At 41.3% G+C, this 19,661-nt stretch carries 17 protein-coding genes; 11 read left to right on the top strand and 6 right to left on the bottom strand.

Annotated features, from left to right (window positions below):
- Positions 1-7: 7 nt before the first annotated feature.
- Positions 8-1,672, bottom strand: coding sequence for a sensor histidine kinase efflux regulator BaeS (gene baeS / locus AC4MBN_RS02425; RefSeq protein ID WP_491880592.1), 1,665 nt, complete (start codon positions 1,670-1,672; stop codon positions 8-10).
- Between the two features lie 137 nt (positions 1,673-1,809).
- Here baeS and AC4MBN_RS02420 point away from each other — a divergent pair, with 137 nt between their 5' ends.
- From AC4MBN_RS02420 to AC4MBN_RS02410, 3 genes are all read left to right on the top strand, one after another.
- Positions 1,810-2,439 carry a hypothetical protein gene (locus tag AC4MBN_RS02420; protein WP_491880591.1) on the top strand — a complete coding sequence of 210 codons (630 nt, stop codon included), beginning with the start codon at positions 1,810-1,812 and terminating at the stop codon, positions 2,437-2,439.
- A gap of 308 nt (positions 2,440-2,747) precedes the next feature.
- Positions 2,748-4,550, top strand: a complete 1,803-nt coding sequence (locus tag AC4MBN_RS02415; RefSeq protein WP_034169926.1) for an acyl-CoA dehydrogenase C-terminal domain-containing protein — start codon at positions 2,748-2,750, stop codon at positions 4,548-4,550.
- 169 nt (positions 4,551-4,719) lie between these two features.
- Positions 4,720-6,501 (top strand): acyl-CoA dehydrogenase C-terminal domain-containing protein, encoded by a 1,782-nt coding sequence (locus tag AC4MBN_RS02410; protein ID WP_005232064.1) that lies wholly within the window; start codon positions 4,720-4,722, stop codon positions 6,499-6,501.
- Between the two features lie 52 nt (positions 6,502-6,553).
- Here AC4MBN_RS02410 and AC4MBN_RS02405 read toward each other — a convergent pair whose 3' ends face one another.
- Positions 6,554-6,760, bottom strand: coding sequence for a hypothetical protein (locus AC4MBN_RS02405; RefSeq protein ID WP_125279369.1), 207 nt, complete (start codon positions 6,758-6,760; stop codon positions 6,554-6,556).
- A gap of 173 nt (positions 6,761-6,933) precedes the next feature.
- Here AC4MBN_RS02405 and AC4MBN_RS02400 point away from each other — a divergent pair, with 173 nt between their 5' ends.
- Positions 6,934-7,431 carry a phosphate-starvation-inducible protein PsiE gene (locus AC4MBN_RS02400; protein WP_005232065.1) on the top strand — a complete coding sequence of 166 codons (498 nt, stop codon included), beginning with the start codon at positions 6,934-6,936 and terminating at the stop codon, positions 7,429-7,431.
- A 91-nt stretch (positions 7,432-7,522) separates the two neighbouring features.
- Here the strand turns inward: AC4MBN_RS02400 and AC4MBN_RS02395 are convergent, their stop codons facing one another.
- A complete protein-coding gene (locus AC4MBN_RS02395) occupies positions 7,523-7,963 on the bottom strand; it encodes an RcnB family protein (RefSeq protein ID WP_004782152.1) in 441 nt (146 codons plus the stop codon).
- 178 nt (positions 7,964-8,141) lie between these two features.
- Here AC4MBN_RS02395 and AC4MBN_RS02390 point away from each other — a divergent pair, with 178 nt between their 5' ends.
- On the top strand, positions 8,142-8,600 hold the full coding sequence (locus AC4MBN_RS02390) for a hypothetical protein (RefSeq protein WP_484457957.1): 459 nt from the start codon (positions 8,142-8,144) through the stop codon (positions 8,598-8,600).
- Between the two features lie 82 nt (positions 8,601-8,682).
- Here the strand turns inward: AC4MBN_RS02390 and AC4MBN_RS02385 are convergent, their stop codons facing one another.
- On the bottom strand, positions 8,683-10,146 hold the full coding sequence (locus AC4MBN_RS02385) for a phospholipase D family protein (protein ID WP_491880590.1): 1,464 nt from the start codon (positions 10,144-10,146) through the stop codon (positions 8,683-8,685).
- A 105-nt stretch (positions 10,147-10,251) separates the two neighbouring features.
- Complete coding sequence (znuD, locus tag AC4MBN_RS02380; RefSeq protein WP_491880589.1) at positions 10,252-12,366, bottom strand: zinc piracy TonB-dependent receptor ZnuD; 2,115 nt, start codon at positions 12,364-12,366, stop codon at positions 10,252-10,254.
- 141 nt (positions 12,367-12,507) lie between these two features.
- Between znuD and AC4MBN_RS02375 the strand changes: the two genes are divergently transcribed.
- The 6 genes from AC4MBN_RS02375 (at position 12,508) to AC4MBN_RS02350 (ending at position 18,601) form a co-directional block, all read left to right on the top strand.
- Positions 12,508-13,272, top strand: coding sequence for a DUF4184 family protein (locus AC4MBN_RS02375; RefSeq protein ID WP_491880588.1), 765 nt, complete (start codon positions 12,508-12,510; stop codon positions 13,270-13,272).
- 161 nt (positions 13,273-13,433) lie between these two features.
- Positions 13,434-15,218 carry an aspartate--tRNA ligase gene (gene aspS / locus AC4MBN_RS02370; protein WP_034704264.1) on the top strand — a complete coding sequence of 595 codons (1,785 nt, stop codon included), beginning with the start codon at positions 13,434-13,436 and terminating at the stop codon, positions 15,216-15,218.
- A gap of 115 nt (positions 15,219-15,333) precedes the next feature.
- Positions 15,334-15,555, top strand: a complete 222-nt coding sequence (locus tag AC4MBN_RS02365; RefSeq protein WP_005232078.1) for a hypothetical protein — start codon at positions 15,334-15,336, stop codon at positions 15,553-15,555.
- A gap of 18 nt (positions 15,556-15,573) precedes the next feature.
- Complete coding sequence (locus AC4MBN_RS02360; protein WP_491880587.1) at positions 15,574-16,437, top strand: lysophospholipid acyltransferase family protein; 864 nt, start codon at positions 15,574-15,576, stop codon at positions 16,435-16,437.
- A gap of 21 nt (positions 16,438-16,458) precedes the next feature.
- Complete coding sequence (locus AC4MBN_RS02355; RefSeq protein ID WP_491880586.1) at positions 16,459-17,577, top strand: glycosyltransferase; 1,119 nt, start codon at positions 16,459-16,461, stop codon at positions 17,575-17,577.
- A 1-nt stretch (position 17,578) separates the two neighbouring features.
- Entirely contained in the window at positions 17,579-18,601 is a 1,023-nt protein-coding gene (locus AC4MBN_RS02350) for a glycosyltransferase family 2 protein (protein WP_491880585.1), read from the top strand.
- Positions 18,602-18,604: 3 nt separating this feature from the next.
- Here AC4MBN_RS02350 and AC4MBN_RS02345 read toward each other — a convergent pair whose 3' ends face one another.
- Positions 18,605-19,657 carry a glycosyltransferase gene (locus tag AC4MBN_RS02345; protein WP_491880584.1) on the bottom strand — a complete coding sequence of 351 codons (1,053 nt, stop codon included), beginning with the start codon at positions 19,655-19,657 and terminating at the stop codon, positions 18,605-18,607.
- Positions 19,658-19,661: the final 4 nt, after the last annotated feature.

Genomic DNA, 19,661 nt, shown 5'->3' with positions numbered 1-19,661 from the left:
TTTTCCTTTATGGTTTCATTTGTTTAGGAAAGCTTAGTTTGCATCGTAAACCACCTAATGGTGAATGTGCAAAGCTTAAGCTACCACCCATAGCCTGAGTAATTTTACAAGATAAGGCCAGACCCAAGCCTGTCCCACCGGTGGCACGGGTACGCGAATCATCGACACGATAGAAACGTTCACCAATGCGAGCCAGCTGCTCATCGGTCAGACCGAATGGACTGTCATCGACATATAAGGTCCATTCTTTCTCATTCTGTTCGGTATGGATATGTACCTGGCCACCGGCTTCTGTATAACGAATACTGTTGCTGAGCAGGTTGGCTACAATCTGCTTGAAACGGTCCAGATCCAGATCAACTTCAGCACCATCACCTTCAACAGTCACTTTCAGATCAGCCTGTTCAAATTTAGGCTGGAAGTTCATCAATTCCTGCTGCACCACATCCCACGGATTGACAGTTGCATAATAGAACTGTAATTGCTGGGCATCAGCCTGCGCTAGAGCTGCCAAGTCCTGAGTCAGTTTTTTCAGGCTGGTTACCTGTGCCAACATCGACGCAAAATGCTCTGGTGTCGGTTTACGGATTCCATCCTGCATCGCTTCAATCTGTGCCTGCAAGACTGCCAGCGGAGTTTTCAGTTCATGTGAAGTATCGGCCACCCACTGACGGCGTGAAGTTTCATGCTGGTTTAGAATCACTGCCAGTTGATTTAACTCATTAGACAGATCACCCAGCTCATCATTACGTTTCACTTTCACCTGATGCTGATAATTACCGCAAGTCAATTCACGTGTTCCGTTCAACAAACGCTGAATCGGTTTTTTAAAATAAGTTGCCAGTAATAATGCAGCAATCAGACTGGCTAGAATACTTAAACCATAAACTAAAAATAGGTAACGTTTCTGATTACTAAAGAAATTAATACTTAAAGCATCATCTTGGTCTAAAACCGGTTTTAAGCCCAGATAACCGACTACCTGGTTTTCAACCATAATTGGACGATAGGAAATCTGCTCATCAGATGCTTCGCCTACTACAAAACGACGTTTGGCATCATAGAGTGACAGGCGTGAACTCAGACCCAGACGGTCTGGCATCTGGATAAACTGCTTCTTGCCAGTGGGCTGCTGAACCGGCTGTTGACCGCCATTATTGTCTTTACGGTCAGTTCTAAACAGGTTCTGATTGGAGCTAAGTGGAAATCTTAAACCTTCAAAGGGCTGGAATTGTGAAGGCAGGTTAGATGCCAGAATACGCAATTCTTCTTCATTGACTGAACGTGGTGTCAAATTTGGTTCAACCATACTTGAAGGCGCTACTGTAGCTAAGGTCTGCTCCTGAAAATAACGCTGCTGCAAGGCAATATCATACTGACGGCGCAACCACCAGCGCGATAAACGGTCATAATCATCCGGTGCGGCTTCACCTTCGATTTGCAGAATTTGTGCCTGAATGGCGTTACCCCAGTCTTCATATACCGTATAGACATCAGCCAGATTTTCGATCACATGATCCAGCTTCTGCATTTCTACATCTGCGACATAGCGGGTAAAGTTGCGCTGCATATTCAGATGCAATACGCCCAGACTCACCGTGGTAATTACCAGAGTGGTCAATAAAACAGTCAAAAACAGACGTAATGCAATCGGAATACGGCGAATCTTCAAAGTAAAAATCTCAGTTTTTCTTCTCTATATTCATTATTGTAGCGAACACAGACTTAAAAAACTCTCCATTGTTTCTTCATCTTTATTATTTAATCTTTACTCATCAAAAAGAATCAGTTCTTGAATGGGGTAAAAACATGAAAGCAATGACAAAAATCGCCTTAATCAGTGCCAGCGTTTTATCGATGGGTGCATTAACTGCCTGTCAATCTACGAGCAACGTGAATGAGCAGAAAGATCATTCTCGTATGATGAAACATCATGAAGGTCAAAAACAGCATCGTCTCACTCCAGAGCAACGCGAACAATTCAAAGCCGCTCGTGCAGAACGCATGCAATTGCATAAACAGATTCAACAGGCCTGTGACGGTAAAGCTGTAGGTAGTGCAGTCCAAATCAAGGCGGGCGATAAAACCATTGATGGTCAATGCAAGGTTTCTTTCAAACCTGACCATAAAGGCATGAAAGGTCAACGTGGTGAATTCCGTGGTATGCGCGGTGAACATCGTCCAATGCGTGGTGAATTCCGAGGTGGTATGAACCGTGGAGAAGCATTAACTGATAGTCAACGTGCAGAAATGGTTAAACAGTATGATCAGCGTTTATCAGAACGTCAGGCTTTACAAACTGCATTTGCCAACGCTTGTAAAGGTCAAACCCATGGCAAGGCAGTTCAAGTGAAATCGGGTACTCAAACCATTGATGGTCAATGTATCGTCCATTTCCAGCCGAATGCACCCATCAAGATGACTAAAGCTGCATCTTAATCTTTTCTACGTTTCTTATTCCTTCAAATTCAGGCACCTTCGGGTGCCTTTTTTTATGGCTGACTCCTCAGTCCTCTTTTGACCATTCATGTTCTGCTAATTTCTACAAAAGTCTTTGCAGTCAATATGTTTACTGTTCTGTGCAGATTAATCTTTGACTTTATAGTCACCAAGAAAGCCGCGTGAAAGCTTGTATGGCCGGGCAAGATGTTGCACGATTAGATTCATAGCAATACGTGTCACTGAAGGCACGTTTCAATTAATTTAGGATGATAACGCTGGTCTAAACCAGTATTGAGGAAACCGATATGCCACAATACAAAGCGCCCTTACGTGACATGCAATTCGTTCTACACGAATTATTAAATGCTGAAGAACATTACGCAAAACTTCCTGCGTTTCAAGAAAACGTAAGCCGTGAGTTGGTTGATCAGTACCTAGAAGCTGCAGCTGACTTCTGTGAAAATGAATTATCTCCTCTAAATCAAGTAGGCGACCGTGAAGGTTGTACCTGGAATGACGGCGTTGTAACAACACCGACTGGCTTTAAAGAAGCGTACCAAAAATACATCGAGCTAGGCTTCCCTTCTCTTTCTGCTGAAGAGCAATACGGCGGTCAAGGCTTACCAAATTCTTTAGGTATCACTATTTCTGAAATGGTGGGTACTGCGAACTGGGCTTGGGGCATGTACCCTGGTCTGTCTCATGGTGCAGTTCGTACTTTAGAACACCACGGTTCTCAAGAACAAAAAGACGCTTATCTGCCTAAACTGGTTTCAGGTGAATGGACAGGTACCATGTGTCTAACTGAATCTCATGCAGGTTCTGACCTCGGTATTATCCGTACTAAAGCTGAACCACAAGCAGACGGTAGCTATGCAATCTCTGGCGAGAAAATCTTTATCTCTGCTGGTGAACACGACATGGCAGAGAACATTATCCATATTGTACTTGCTCGTCTTCCTGGCGCGCCTAAAGGTACTAAAGGTATTTCTCTGTTCATCGTACCAAAATTCAATCTGAATGCTGACGGTTCAATCGGTGAGCGTAACGGCGTACGTTGTGGTTCAATCGAACACAAAATGGGGATCCATGGCAACGCAACTTGTGTCATCAACTTCGATAACGCAAAAGGCTTCCTGATTGGTCCTGAAAACCGTGGTCTGAACTGTATGTTCACGTTCATGAACACTGCACGTATCGGTACTGCTGTACAAGGTCTGTCTGCATCTGAAGCAGCGTTCCAAGGCGCTTTAACTTATGCTAAAGACCGTCTGGCAATGCGTTCTCTTTCTGGTCCTAAGGCACCTGAAAAAGAAGCAGATCCAATTATTGTTCACCCAGCTGTACGTAACATGCTTTTAACTCAAAAAGCATTTGCTGAAGGTGGTCGTGCACTGGTTTACCTGTTGGCTCAATATGCTGATGTGGTTGAACAAGGTACTTCTGAAGAAGAGCGCAAGTTCGCTGACAATATCCTGTCACTCTTAACTCCAATTGCAAAAGCATTCCTGACTGAAACCGGTTCAGAAGCTGCGAAACATGGTGTTCAAGTCTTCGGTGGTCACGGCTTTATCTCTGAGCATGGCATGGAACAAATCGTACGTGATACACGTATTGCCTGCCTGTACGAAGGTACGACTGAGATTCAAGCACTGGATCTGTTAGGCCGGAAAGTACTGGGTACTCAAGGTGCGATGTTGAAAGACTTCACCAAGATCATCCACAAATTTGCGGAAGCGAACAAAGACAATTCTGCAATGAAAGAATTTGTTGAACCGCTTGCGGCATTGAACAAAGAATGGGGCGACCTGACCATGCAGATTGGTATGCGTGCGATGCAAAACCCTGAAGAAGTGGGCGCAGCTGCAGTAGATTACCTGTACTTCTCTGGTTATGTAACACTGGCTTACCTGTGGGCTCGTATGGCACTGGTTGCTCAAGAAACTCTTGCTGCAGGTACCACTGATGCAGACTTCTACAATGCCAAATTGACGACTGCACGCTTCTACTTCAAGAAAATCCTGCCACGTGTTCGTTCTCACGTTGACGTGATTGCAACTGGTGTAGAACCGCTTATGTCTTTAGATGCTGAACATTTCGCATTCTAAGCTGATGCAGTTTTAAATGCATAATAAGAAAAAGGACGGTCATCTTCAGGCAGTCCTTTTTCTTTATAAAGAGTTACAGAATTAACCTTTAGTCGTCTAACATTCAGATTTTTAATGCTTTAGACTGAGCCAAAACAATCCAATTAAACAATAAAACAGGTGACATACTATGCCAATTTATAACGCGCCACTTGCTGACATGAAATTCATCCTGAATGATGTTTTCAATGCAGAACAGTTCTGGCAGGCGAATGAAAATCTTGCCCACTTGGATACTGCCACAGCAGAAGCCATTCTTGAAGAAATGGCGAAGTTTGCGCAAAACGTTATGCTTCCTCTGAACCGTACCGGCGATGAAGAAGGCGCAAAATATGAAAATGGCAATGTCACCACACCAGCAGGTTTTAAAGAAGCATTTAAACAATATGCTGAAGGCGGCTGGATCGGTCTGGGTGCCGATGCAGAATGGGGCGGCCAGGAAATGCCGAAAATGCTAACCGTACTTTCTGATGAAATGCTGTTTGCAACCAATCCATCTTTCATGCTCTACCCGCTTCTTTCTGTGGGTGCAGGTATGGCTTTAAACAGTTATGCATCTCAAGAACAAAAAGAAACCTATCTTCCTAAAATCTATTCTGGCGAATGGTCAGGCACCATGTGCTTAACTGAACCACATGCCGGTACTGATCTGGGTATTATCAAAACCAAAGCTGAACGTAATGAAGATGGTACGTATAGCATTACCGGTACCAAAATCTTTATCACCGGTGGTGACCACGATCTCGCTGAAAACATCATTCACCTGGTGCTGGCAAAAACGCCTGATGCGCCTGCCGGCTCTCGCGGTATTTCCCTGTTCATCGTACCGAAGTTCCTGGTCAATGAAGATGGTTCAATTGGCGAACGTAACCCGGTTGGCCCAGGTTCAATCGAACACAAAATGGGAATCAAGGCATCTGCAACATGCGTTATGAACTTTGACGGTGCCAAAGGTTACCTGGTGGGTAAAGAAAACGAAGGTCTGGCAGCCATGTTCGTGATGATGAACTACGAACGTCTGTCTATGGGCATCCAAGGCCTAGGCGCTTCAGAATTTGCTTATCAAAATGCTGCACAGTATGCGACAGATCGTTTACAGGGTCGTAGTGCACTTGGTGCTCAATCACCGGCTAAACCGGCAGACAGCATTTTGGTACATGGTGATGTACGTCGTATGTTGCTGAATGTTCGTGCAAACAACGAAGCATCTCGTGCATTTGCAGTCTATGTAGGTCAACAACTGGACATCACCAAGTTCTCGACTGATCCTGAAGCCGTGAAAAAAGCCAATGACCGTGTGGCACTGTTGACACCAATTGCAAAAGCTTACCTGACGGATACTGCATTCCAAGCAACCCTAGATGCACAAATGGTCTTTGGTGGACATGGTTATATCCGTGAATGGGGTATGGAACAGTGTATCCGTGACCTGCGTATCTCACAGATTTACGAAGGAACCAACGGCGTTCAGTCGCAAGATTTAATCGGCCGTAAAACCATTAAATGTGGCGGTGCGTACATCGGTGAATACATCGAAGAAATCCGTGACTTTGCAAACCAGTTAGATGCAGACCTGAACTTCATTAAAGATGCAACTTTAGATGCAGCTACTGAAGTCGAATCATTGACTCAGTTCGTACTTGAAGCTGCTGGCGAAAATGCAGAATTCCCGAATGCTGCAGCGGTTGATTATCTACACGCAGTAGGCCTATTGAGCTTCTCTTATATGTTTGCACGTATTGCTAATGCTGCAAAAGACAAAGATGGTGAGTTCTACCAAAACAAACTGGCACTGGCGCGTTATTTCACGCAACGCATCTTGCCTGAACTAGCACTGCGTATCACTAAAGTGAAAGCTGGTTGCGAAGTAGTAATGAATTTCTCTGAAGATTACTTCACGACTCAAGCTTAATCTTGACGTAAATCCATATAAAAAGCCCTGCATCTGCAGGGCTTTTTATACATTATACTTTTTCAATCAAGATCGTATCTGGTTGCGTCGTTATTTTAGGATTGAAATGCTTATTTACTATTTTAATTCCCCCTTGCGACTCTAGAGATTCACACAGTTCAAGTACCTTCTGCATCTCTTCAGCTTTGATCCCCGTGCCCAGGATTAATTTTTTTCCTGCTTCTAATTGACTAATTTTTGTTTGAATTTTGTCCAACATTTTTTTCTCCTATTTATTCAATGTAGTTCTCATACAATATAACAAGTTAGTGCAAAAAAAGTGCAAAAGTTCGAATAATTTCACTTTTATTTTATTTTTCTCTTTTTGTGCATGATCTTTGCTAGTTCTTTCCTGTTCATATGTTATTTCACATGAAAAATCTGGAGGAGAACATGAGTAAATCTGAGTCTAAAGTAAAAAGAATAGAAACTCTCCTCGACCGTTTTGGCAACCTTGCCGTTGAAAGTTTCCATTATCTTGCGCTGTTTATTATTGGCTGTATGGTGATCTGGTCCGCAGGTCATACCGTATTTGACATTTTAACCGTCAAACAGTTTGCCACCATTGACGATATTCTTTTGCTGTTTATCTATCTGGAACTTGGTGCCATGGTCGGCATTTATTTCAAGACCAATCATATGCCGGTTCGGTTCTTGATTTATATTGCGATTACTGCCCTGACCCGTTTACTGATTTCTGATATTCAGCATACGCACAAAGCCAGCATGGATCAGGTTATTATTACCGGTTCGATTCTGATTTTGGCTTTTGCCATTCTGGTGGTCCGTTATGCATCCTGGACCTATCCATCTGTCATTCGTGACAAGCATAGCGAAAAGCCATTACCAGAAGGTAAAACTCCACGTCCTGAAGATGATGAGTTGGCATAGTCATAGAAAAGTCCCCCTTTGCAAAAGGTGAGAAGCACTGCTTCGCAAGAGGGTAATTAATCACCTCTCCTAACAAGAGAGGGAATTTCTTTTAACGGTTATTCATCAACACATAACGTCCATTTTCATAAATCCAGTAACTTCCGCGTGGTGGTGCCGGTAATCCCAAACGCTGCCAGTCAGTAATCACTGTATATCTCGAACTTTCAATGTGGGCTACATTCGGATCACCATTGACCCAACTATAGCTATTGGAATTCTGGTAAATCGTGGTCGGTGCCTGATACTGGATATTGAACCCGCTTTGACTCTGCGCAGGAGGATAATATCCGCCATGGGACGGACGTTGCGGATAATAAGGCCGCTGCGAATGAGGCGGCTGTGGTGCATAATGAGGACGCGATGGAGGACGATGTTGAGGTTTAGAACGATCAACACCTGTATAGCCTACCCAGGCATTATCCGCCCAAGCGGGCACCGCAATACCGAACAGAAATGAAGCCAGCAATGCACCTGAAGCTAATTTTTTCATAAGTGCGTCCTCCAAAGATTTCTGACCATATTTTAACCAAAACCCATGCAGAAAATATGGATAAATTCCCTGCTGCTGCAAAGTTTTGTAATTGATTCCATGACTTTAACAGGCTTGCGTGATGAGCGCTGAAGTGCGTATGCTAATATCACTTTTTTAATGCTTTGAGTTGCATACTGTGTCTGATTTAAATTTCGATCGTTTATATGAATATTTTTGCAAGGTACCCAGTGTTCAAAAAGGACTGATTGATAGCTATGGCTCGGATGGGAAACAGGCCTGGTGGTTTAAATTTCAGATTAATGTTGATCATCCTTTAGCATGGCAAACTGTGCAGGAATTGGGTCATGTCCTGAACTATATTTCTAAAAATGAGCGCCTGCCGACTCAGTTTCTGCCAGTTTCTCCACCGCCTTATATGAATGGTGTAGCCAAAGATTTCTTATCTTGGGTCATCCAGTGCAATCATGCCGACTTTCCACCAGATGTGGTATGTGACTGGCTAGAAGCACGTTTACCAAATCCGGTGGATGATGAAGCACAATGGAAAATCAAGACTGATATTTCTGAACTGGATGAGTTGACAGATAAAGAACTGGATCAACTGGTTCCGCCGAATCCGGAACCGAAAAGCTAATACTAGAAATCTCCCTAAATCCCCCTTTGATAAAGAGGGACTTTCCTCCCTTTTTTAAAGGGAGGTTAGGAGGGATTTAAAATCAAAACGTCGACCAGCCACTCCATTCCATAAAACGATAGAGCCAGTATTTCCAGAATGACTCTTCAGCATATTGAGCATAGTCCACGCTCATGGAACGGCCATTCAAATTAGACCAGGCCGTATTGAAATACTGCTGCGCATCGCTAAAGACTTCTGCCTGAGGCTGACCCACCACACGCAGATTGGTTTCCAGATTATAATTTTTCAGATTACGTGCCGTGAAATTGGCGGAACCTAAAATCATTTCAGCTTGCTGGGCACCGGATTTCATCAGAATTTTGTTGTGACATTGCTCGCCTTGAGTATTACACCAGCGTACCGGAATACCAGCTTTATGCAGTTCTGAAGCCACCTGCCGGTTAGGAATGCCATTTTTTTCACGACCAAATGCATCTTTATTTGGATCAAGTAAAACCCGAAGTTTCACTCCGCGCTCATGCGCTGCAATCAACCCTTTCACAATCTTACGTTCTGACAGATAGAACATGGCCAGATCAATCTGCTCATCTGCTTTCGCCGTTTCAAGCAGCTTTAGAACTCCCTCATAAATGGCTTTTTCAGTTAGCACCTGAACTTGAGGCTGTTTTTTTTCTGCTTCAAACTCACCTGCAATCACAGCCGGCATATTGGCTTGAGACATGATCCCGACCGCCTGTTCTGTCGCAAGAATATCAATCGCTGTTCTGCCCCAAACCAGTAGACCGATATTGGAATGCCGTGAACTGCCATCATGGGGGTTCATTGAAGTGACCAGTGCTTTCCAGCCCTGATCTGTATCGACGACCAGTGTTTTACGATGATTGGCTTTGAAATTAAACAAATCGAAATAACTGCGTAAGGTCACTTTTTCTGGACCAAACGGATTCGGCAACCAGCCTTTTTCCGGATTATTGCCAATCCCCTGACAGCACAGATACCAGAAACCTGACCAGCTTGGATTAGAAGCACGCAGCGGTGTCAGATTGGTTTCGATTACATCCACCCCTGCCTGACGCAGTTCACGATAATGCTGTGCTGTAATTCCACCGTAGACAGAATTAATCGGATCGGTAATAAATTTGATTTCCACTTCAGGCTGCATTAATCGCTTGTTAAGTAAGGCCTCTGTGAGCTGTTTGCTGAGTGCCTGATGTTCCTGTTTAGAGGCACCGGTTTGCTGATTAAACAGGAACATATCCAGCACGATCAGGGATTTTGCTTCCTCAACCATCTTCAGCATTTCATTAAAAATCTGATGATCCAGTTGTTGCTTGCCCTGTGCATCCAGATAAGTCTGATCGACCAGAAATTTCACCTGTGCGTGGCGCAGCTTACCCGTGTAATTCAGCCCTTCAGGTAACGGTTTATAAGTATGATAAATTGCTGAAGCCAGATAACTGGCCATCAGCACACCAATGATCAAGGCCGCATAACGGCGGTTTGACCAGTTCAGTTTATTGTGAATTCGTTGAAAGATACGCATAAGAAAAAACCTAACCCAATATGCTCAGGCTAGGTTTAATCTGATGATTTTTCAAGTCTATTTCAGTGACAGTACTTGGATTCAGTCAGTTATTTCATCTGAATCCTAGAAATCATATTGTACGCCGACTGTGAAATTACGTCCGACTTGCGGAATATTCGACAGGAATGAGCTATGCGAATAGACCTGATCATCGAGCAGATTATTGGCTTTAAAATAAACCCGATAGGCATTTTTATCAGCAATGCTATTGGCATAGCTTAGACCGACATTGACCATGTTATAGCCTTGGGTTTCATCTTCATAACTGGCCGTTTTGTCCTGATTAAAGACATGATAATACTCTGCCATTCCTGACCAGCCATCGGCAAAGTCTGCTTCAACCTTGGTTCCTAAGCGGCCTGCTGGAATACGGGGTGCATTTTCACCCTCAATTTTGCCGCGCACGTAATCACCGAATACACCAAGCTTGTATGTGTCATTTAATGCATAAGTAGCTTCTGCTTCAGCCCCATAGAAACGGGCTTTGTCTTGGGTATATTCTACCCCACGCAAATTTCCATTTCTCGCCGTAGTCGCGCCGTAGATATAGTCATCAAACCAGTTATGGTAAATATGCGCATGATAATCCAGCTTATCACCTTCATATTCGAAACCCAGCTCCAGGTTATTCGAGCTTTCTTTATCCAGATCAGGATTACCAACTTCATAGGTATTGGTGGCAAAATGCAGGCCATTGGCATATAGCTCTTGAGCCAGTGGTAAACGTTGCTGATGTGAACCTACAATGGATAACTTATAGTTCGGGGCAAATTCCCAATTCGCCGCGGCAGAAGCAGAGACGCCTGTGCCTGAATAATTTTTCTGTTCAGATTCAACTTGTACTTTTTGATGATCGATACGTGCACCCAGTTCGACATGCACATCACCGAGTTGTTTATGCTCTAGGGCAAACAGACTGTATTTTTCAGTTTTGGTATCTGGCATGACCACACTTGAACCATGGACATGATGTTCTTCATCATCCTCGTCACCATCTTCATGATGATCATGTTCTGTAGCAGCCAGATTGATTTTCTGCTGGCTATATTGGGTGCCAATTACTCCTTCCCAACCAGCAACCGGAATATGGACTAGTTCTAAACGACCATCGTAGCCTTTGCTTTTGAAATTACTAATGACTTCATTTTCTTCCAGCTCATCATGCTCATAATCAGTAAAACTGGCATGGGCACGTAACTTGTCAAAACCGGCAAAAGGCTGTTCCAGTTCAGTACGTACTTCATAACGTTCAGATTTCAGATCTACCCATGGTCCGCCATGCTCTTCTTCATGCTCTGCGGTAGCCCCCGGCTCTGGACAGCCATGGAAATGATCACCATGCAATACACAGCCATGATATTCATGACTATGCCCCGGCAAACCATATTCATCCTGACGGTTACTATAAGATAGCCCCACAAAACCACGATCATGAATCCATGATCCACCAATATTCACGGTCTGGCCTTCAGCAAAGGTATTACCTACACGACGTTCTTTTTCTAATTCATCACCATGCTCATGAACATAATCCGGAGCAATATAGTCATTGGCCTTATGTTTAGTACCTTCGACACGCAGGGCAAAATTTTCACCGACTGCAGCAGTCACGCCTGCACTTGCCAGTTTTTCATCACTACCCGAGTTGTAACGCAGGCCGACTGTTCCTTCCAGACCATCTTCCGGCATTTGAGTGTGGATTTTCTGGTCAGTGACATTGACCAGACCACCGACGGTTCCCGCGCTATAAAGCAAAGTTGATGGGCCACGAATCACTTCGACCTGTTTGGCCAGAATCGGATCAACCGTCACCGCATGGTCAGGAGATAGAGTAGATACATCAGCCGTTTCGGAAGCATGCTGCAAAACTTTGACACGTGGACCATCTTGTCCTCGAATTACCGGTCGGCTCGCTCCGGTTCCATACTGATTTGAATACACCCCAAGTTCATCAGCCAGCGCATCACCAATAGTCGTTGCACGTTCAGACAAAGCTTTCTGGTCCACCATCAGATCAGCAACTGCAAAATCTGCCGCAGTCTGTACTAATGGATGAGCTTGTACCTGAATGGTATCCATAGTTTGTACAGGAATAGAAGAAGATGATTGTTCTGCAAATACCGTAGGTGTAACTACAGCAAAAATTGAGAGTGTTATTAGATTCTTAGAAAAGGACATGACCCAAGCTCAAATTCAGCAATTTCGAATAGTGTTATAATATAACATTTCATTGCTTTTGCAATCCTTTACGATAATCAATGAGATATTTTATTAGAATGTCGTTTGAATATTTTTCACTGTAGTAAAACACTATTTTTTATGCCCTTTACTTTATCACATGCTGTACTCGCACCGCCTATTTCATATTTGACCGGCAACCGGCTTCCTGTTGCTGCGCTAGCAATTGGCAGTATGGTTCCAGACCTATACCGGCTTTTCACCCATAAAAATTCTAATATCACCCATTTATGGTCTTCGCTGATTCACCCCGATTTATGGATTGGTCTTATTTTTTGTGCGGTCTGGTACCTGATTTACCGGCCAGTGATTTATCGTTTCATTGGCATACAGCATGATTTAAACATTCATAATCTATTTTCAGCGTTCAGATTTATTTGCGCTATGTGTATTGCAGTGGTGATTGGGACAGCCACCCATATTATTTGGGATGGTCTCACCCATGCGGATTTTCGAACCTTTGCCTTTTATGACATTCTCAGCCAGCAGTATCAAATTTTAGGACGAACTTATCCCCTACACCGGATTTTACAGATCGGCACTTCTGCTCTTGCGCTACCTTTTATTCTGTGGATGAGTCTGCATTACTATAAAACTCATCGGCAATATCTAAGCGTCAGTCACAAGATCCTCATCTTTTGCTGGGGTCTATTCGGTCTATCTACGCTCACAGGTTTATTTTCGACATGGGACTATATACGCTATATTCCGGATGATGCTTGGCGTTCTAATCTGTATTATTTTACCGGCCGCTCTATCAATGAATTTAGCCAAGGCTTTTTAATCACTTTTAGTCTGGGCTGTCTGCTATTTTTATTTCTGGATCGTGATCGGCGTATGGGCTAGGAAAATCTCCTACTTCCTGCTTATTCACTTTAAAATGATACTGTTTTTGCCTCAAGTTCTTGTGACAACATGCCCAAAGAGGCATAATCCTACCTTTGCTAAAGGCGGTACGCTGTTTACGTATACGCTTCCTTAACCCATATAGTTGGATTTTTAACGCTATGATGCGAACTCATTACTGCGGTTCTTTAACCGAAGCTCAAATTGACCAGACCGTAACATTATGCGGTTGGGTACACCGTCGCCGTGACCACGGTGGTGTCATCTTCCTTGACATGCGTGACCGTGACGGTCTTGTTCAAGTGGTTATCGACCCAGATACACCTGAAGCGTTTGCAACAGCAGACAAAGCACGTTCTGAATACGTATTAAAAATTACAGGCCGTGTACGTCGCCGTTATGCGGGTACTGAAAATGCCAACATGGTGAGTGGTCAAATCGAAGTATTGGGTAAAGAAATCGAAGTTCTTGCTCAATCCGAAACTCCTCCATTCCCATTAAATGACGAAAACACAAGCATTTCTGAAGAAATCCGTTTGAAATATCGTTTCTTGGACATCCGTCGTCCTGAAATGATCGATCGTTTACGTTTCCGTTCTAAAGTGACCAACCTGATCCGTAACTATTTAGACGATCACGGTTTCCTGGACGTTGAAACTCCGATCTTGACTCGTGCGACTCCTGAAGGTGCGCGTGACTACTTAGTTCCAAGCCGTGTATCTAATGGTAGCTTCTATGCTCTTCCACAATCACCACAGCTGTTCAAACAGTTGTTAATGGTAGGTGGTGTAGACCGTTACTATCAGATCGCTAAATGTTTCCGTGACGAAGACTTACGTGCAGATCGTCAGCCTGAATTCACTCAAATCGACATCGAAACATCGTTCATGAGCGATGACGATATTATGGATTTGATGGAAGGCATGACTGTTAAGATGTTCGACGAACTTCTTGGCATCAAATTCGACAAATTCCAACGCATGCCTTATTCAGAAGCAATGCGTGACTATGCTTCTGACAAACCAGACTTACGTATTCCTTTGAAACTTGTCGATGTTGCAGACTTGATGCAAGACGTCGAGTTCAAAGTATTCGCAGGTCCTGCGAAAGATCCTAAAGGGCGTATTGTTGCGCTTCGTGTACCAGGTGCGGGCTCACTGCCACGTAGTGCAATCGATGAATATACTAAATTCGTTGGTATCTATGGTGCGAAAGGTCTGGCTTACATCAAAGTCAACGAACTTGAAAAAGGTATCGAAGGTCTTCAATCACCTATCGTTAAATTCATCGAGCCTATCGTGCTGGATCTATTGAAACGTGTTGGTGCTGAAAATGGCGATATCGTCTTCTTCGGTGCAGACAAAGCTAAAGTTGTGAATGATGCAATGGGCGCACTTCGTGTGAAAATTGGTCATGACATGAACCTTGCAACTTGCGAATGGGCTCCGCTTTGGGTGGTTGACTTCCCAATGTTCGAAGAAACTGATGATGGCAAATGGACTTCTGTTCACCATCCGTTCACGCTTCCTAAATCAAGCGTTGAAGATGTGAAGAATAATCCAGGTGAGGCATTGTCTGTTGCTTATGACATGGTATTGAACGGTACTGAAATCGGTGGTGGTTCACTGCGTATTTATACTTTGGAAATGCAAAAAGCGATCTTTGAAGCGCTGGGTATTTCTGAAGAAGAAGCAGAAGAGAAATTCAGCTTCCTGTTAAATGCATTGAAATTCGGTGCGCCTCCTCACGGTGGTTTGGCATTCGGTCTTGACCGTCTAGTCATGTTGATGACTGGTGCATCTTCAATCCGTGACGTGATTGCATTCCCGAAAACCAAAACTGCTGAATGTCCATTGACTCAAGCACCTGCACCAGTTGAATCAACTCAACTACGTGATTTGGGTATTCGCCTACGTGAAAAACCAAAAGCTGAATCTCAAGAATAATTTCTTGATGATTTAAGTAAAAAAGCCCTGTTCTAGCAGGGCTTTTTTATTGCATTGAGAAGCCTGCACGACAGTGGCATAATAGCTTCAGTTTCTATTTTTAGGTGATTTGGCAATGGCGATGCGTCCTGCTGTTCGTAACCGTGGCATCATGCTGATCGTGTTTTCAGTCGTACAATGGCTGTTCATGCGCTATATCCTTGCAAACAACCTGTTTAATCTGGACACCAATGACCGTATTGTGTACTTCTGCCTGAGCAGTATTTTAGGTGCACTCGTCATTTTTGTAGGTTTAATTTATATGGTGCTTAAAGGCAATCCTGATCAAGAATCTTAATCAGGCAAGCTACCCACCATGTACGCATTACTCAAGAACTTCTCCAAACTCCCATTAAGATTCATTCAAAATTTGGCGAAAAGTGTTGGATCACTTCTCTATATTACAAATTCATCGATTCGCCGTACTACAGAAATTAACTTAGGAATTGCCTATCCTGAACTGTCAGCATCGGAACGTACACAACTAGCAAAACGAAGTGTCCAAAACCAATGTATGACCTATGCCGAGTCAGTCAAAATTTGGGGCTCTGAACCTGAGTTCGCATTAAAACAAATCCGGAATATTCATCATCCAGAGATTTTCACTGATGCACTAAAAAATCCGAATGGAACTTTGGCAGTCGTTCCTCATTTTGGCACTTGGGAGCTACTTAATGCCTGGGTGAATCAACACACTAGTCCAGTCATCATGTATAAACCGAGCAAAAATCCTGATGTGGATCGGTTTATGCTCGAAGCACGGCAGCGTTTAAATGCTACCCTTGTCCCAACTGATGAAACGGGAGTACGGGCTTTATTCAAGCATCTAAAACAAGGGGGATTCGCTGCCATTCTTCCTGACCATGTACCCAAAGAAAGTGGTGGTATTTACTCACCTTTTTATGGACAGAATGCTCTATCTTCTACCCTACTGTCTAAGTTAGCTGCAAAAACCCAATGCTCTGTGATTGGCTTAAGCTGTTTACGTCATGATGATCTAAACGGCTTTGATATTCATGTAACTGAGTTATCAACAGATATTCTCTCTAAAGACTTACAGCTTTCTGTAGATACCTTAAACAAGGAAATGGAGCGAATGATTAACATTGCTCCAGAGCAGTATTTGTGGGGTTATAAAAGGTTTAGGAAATTAGAACAATCAAAGAATTTATATAAATAAGGTTAGAATATTAGGTTTCCAATGCAAGATAAAGCAAAAATTCTTTTTATTGTTGATCACCTACAAGGCGGTGGTGCAGAAAAAATTCTTCTTGATGTTGCAATCAATTTAAAAAACCTTGAGCATGATGTAACTATTATGCCATTGAATCCTCATGATATTAAAATGCCTATACCAGAGAATATTAATTTCCTGCAAAGACATTTTGACAAAACAGCATACTCTGGAAAATTATTAAGAAAGCGAAATTTATTAAAGTCTGATATTGAAATCATTAATCAGATTATTTTTGAAACACAGCCAAATTTAATTATTTTGTCACACGCATTTGCATTTTGCATTTCAAATTATATAAAGGGAAATATATGGTTATGGATGCATGGGGAAATTTTTAAATCTTCTAAAGCTAAAACCAACAATCCATTCAGATGGTATAAAGAATATCGTCGATACTACTTAGAAAAAAAATACTTTATTAAACTTTTTAATGGAAAAAACATTATTACAGTCAATCAAGATTTAGAAAAAAACTATAAAAACTTATTACCAGATGCAAAAATTTTAACAATTTATAATGGGATTGATGCTACAAGTATTGATCAAAAAAAATTATTAAAATATCAAAAAATTTGGGATTGTATTTTTGTAGGTCGTTTAACTTACGAAAAACAAGCAGAACATACAATTAAAGCATTTGCTAAATCTAAAAAGGCTAAAAGTCTTTTAATTGTAGGGGATGGCGCTCTTAAACAAACTTTGCAAGAACTATGTAAACAGCTAAATATTGAGAACCGTGTTGAGTTTATTGGCTGGGCAGAAAACCCTTACCCATACATTCAACAAAGTAAATTATTGATTTTAAGTTCTGCTAGTGAAGGTTATGGACTAGTGATATCTGAGGCTCTTTATCTGGATGTTCCTGTGGTAGCTTATAATGTCAGTGAAGCTATTTCTCATCAGTTAACTATTGCTAACCTACAAAACAATTTAGTCACACCTCAAGATATTGATGAATTGGCAGCAAAAATAGATCAAAATCTTAGCCAAGAGTACCTTCCAAACTTTGGAAAAAAATTACTTACTAATGAACAAATGGTTGAAAGCTTTTTAAAGCTTATTAATAAGGATAATAACTTCTAAAATGTTTAAATTGACCATAATAGTTCCAATCTATAATGTAGAAAAATATATCCTTGACTGTATTCAAAGTATCATTAAGCAAATAGATGATAGTATTGAAGTAATATGTATTGACGATGGTTCTACAGATGACTCCATTAAACTATTGAAAACCTATCTTGATCAAATACCAAAATCTATTTCAAAAAATATTAAAATATTACAACAGGAAAATTTGGGTGTAAGTTCTGCTAGAAACTTAGGAATTGCTCATGCAAAAGGTATGTACATTACTTTTCTTGACTCTGATGATATTCTTTTAAATTCTTACTCTAAAGAAATAAAGCCAGCTCTTTTAAGTAATGCAGATATTATTACCTTTGGATATCAAAATCTTTCCGAAAATCTGAAACCCACTGCTCAATATTTTATTCCAAACCTATTTGATAATAATGAAAATTATCAAGCAAGTAATCAAAATATTCTTATACAACTTTTCAATTATAACCGTTGGTTTTCCGGAATCCGCTTATATAAAGCAAATTTATTTAAAGAGATTAATTTCCCCGATCTTACTCACTATGAAGATGCCGCTACTATTCCCTGTATGATTATAAAAGCAAAATCTTTTTATAATATTAATAAACCTTTATATGGATATCGTATACGCTCGAGTAGTGCCACAAATTCAAAAAAATCCTACAATATTGATAGATCTTTAAATTGTCTAGAACAATTACTCCCTACCTTTATTGAACAAGCTAAGATATATCCTATTTTTATTATTCCACTCATGCATTTTTTTTATATTTACTTGTACCAAAGTACTCGATTTAAAAATAAGAAGATTGCAAAAACTAATTGGAAAAAATTTTCATTTAAGATTCAAGAAATGGCTAATTTAGCCCCATTAATTAAAAATGAACATAATCGAACTTTGTATCATTGCTTAAAATTCGGTTTTTACGGTTTTTACCTGTCTAAATTTATTAGTCGACTCTTACGTTCAGCAAAAAAACGCTTAGGACAACCCTACCACCAATAATGTTTAGGTGATTAAACTTAAATATTTTTTTACCGCATACTCAGGTAAAAACTTGTTATTCAAAACAGTTTTATAATTTTTTGAATCTTGTAGAGCTTTATTAATTTTATCTGATAATACTTGGCTATCATTAATCATGGTCAAACAATATGTAGGTAAAATTTCGTTCGGCCCCGAAGGACAATCAGTGCTAATTACAGGCGTACCTAAGGCTAGGGATTCTAAAATTACTAATCCTAACCCTTCAAAATCCGATGATAACACCATTAATTTTGCATATTTGATGTATGGATATGGGTTCTTTTTAAAACCTGTAAAAATTACTTTATCTTCAATTTTTAAATCTTTGACTAATTGCTTAGAAGATTCTAACAACTCGCCCGTACCGACTAAGACTAGCTTTTCTTTAATATTTGCTTGGGCATAAGCTTTAATTAAAATGTCATGTCGTTTTTGCTGCTTAAACTTTCCTACATTTACAATATATGGTTCATCAATATCTGGCAGATATTCATTGGCTGTTGAAACTACTTGCTCAATATCAATCGGATTATAAATAGTAGTAATTCGACTTTCAGAACCAAAAACCTCCCGAAAATCTTTCTCAACCCCCTGACTAACAGCTACACACGGTTTCGATAGATAAACTTGGGCAAGTTGATTTTTTAACTTTTTCAGTCTCTCCCCATATTCGAGACTAGTAGTATTATGAATCACTAAATGAATATTCGGGAGTCGACTTTTTGACAATATAAAATCGACAGGAAATAAATTTGAAAGCACAAGATCTGGTGTACCAATATTTTTTAAGACAAATCGATCAAATGCTTTGGCCGCCCATTTTGGCCGTAAACTTTTTGGAATTAGGCGATATTTCTGATAGTCAAAAAAATGCAGATTAACCCCTTCAGGTATAGGTAAATCAATTATATTTTTAAAGTGTACGATATGAGCTTCATGCCCAGCATCTATTAAACCTTTTGCCAAGGTTAAAGCAAAACGTTCAGCGCCATTCCCTTGTAAAGTAAAAATAGCTAAAACAACTTTCTTCTTCATTTCT

The organism is Acinetobacter sp. CAU_H_60 (assembly GCF_058599385.1).
This window is presented reverse-complemented; position numbering and strand designations above follow the sequence as displayed.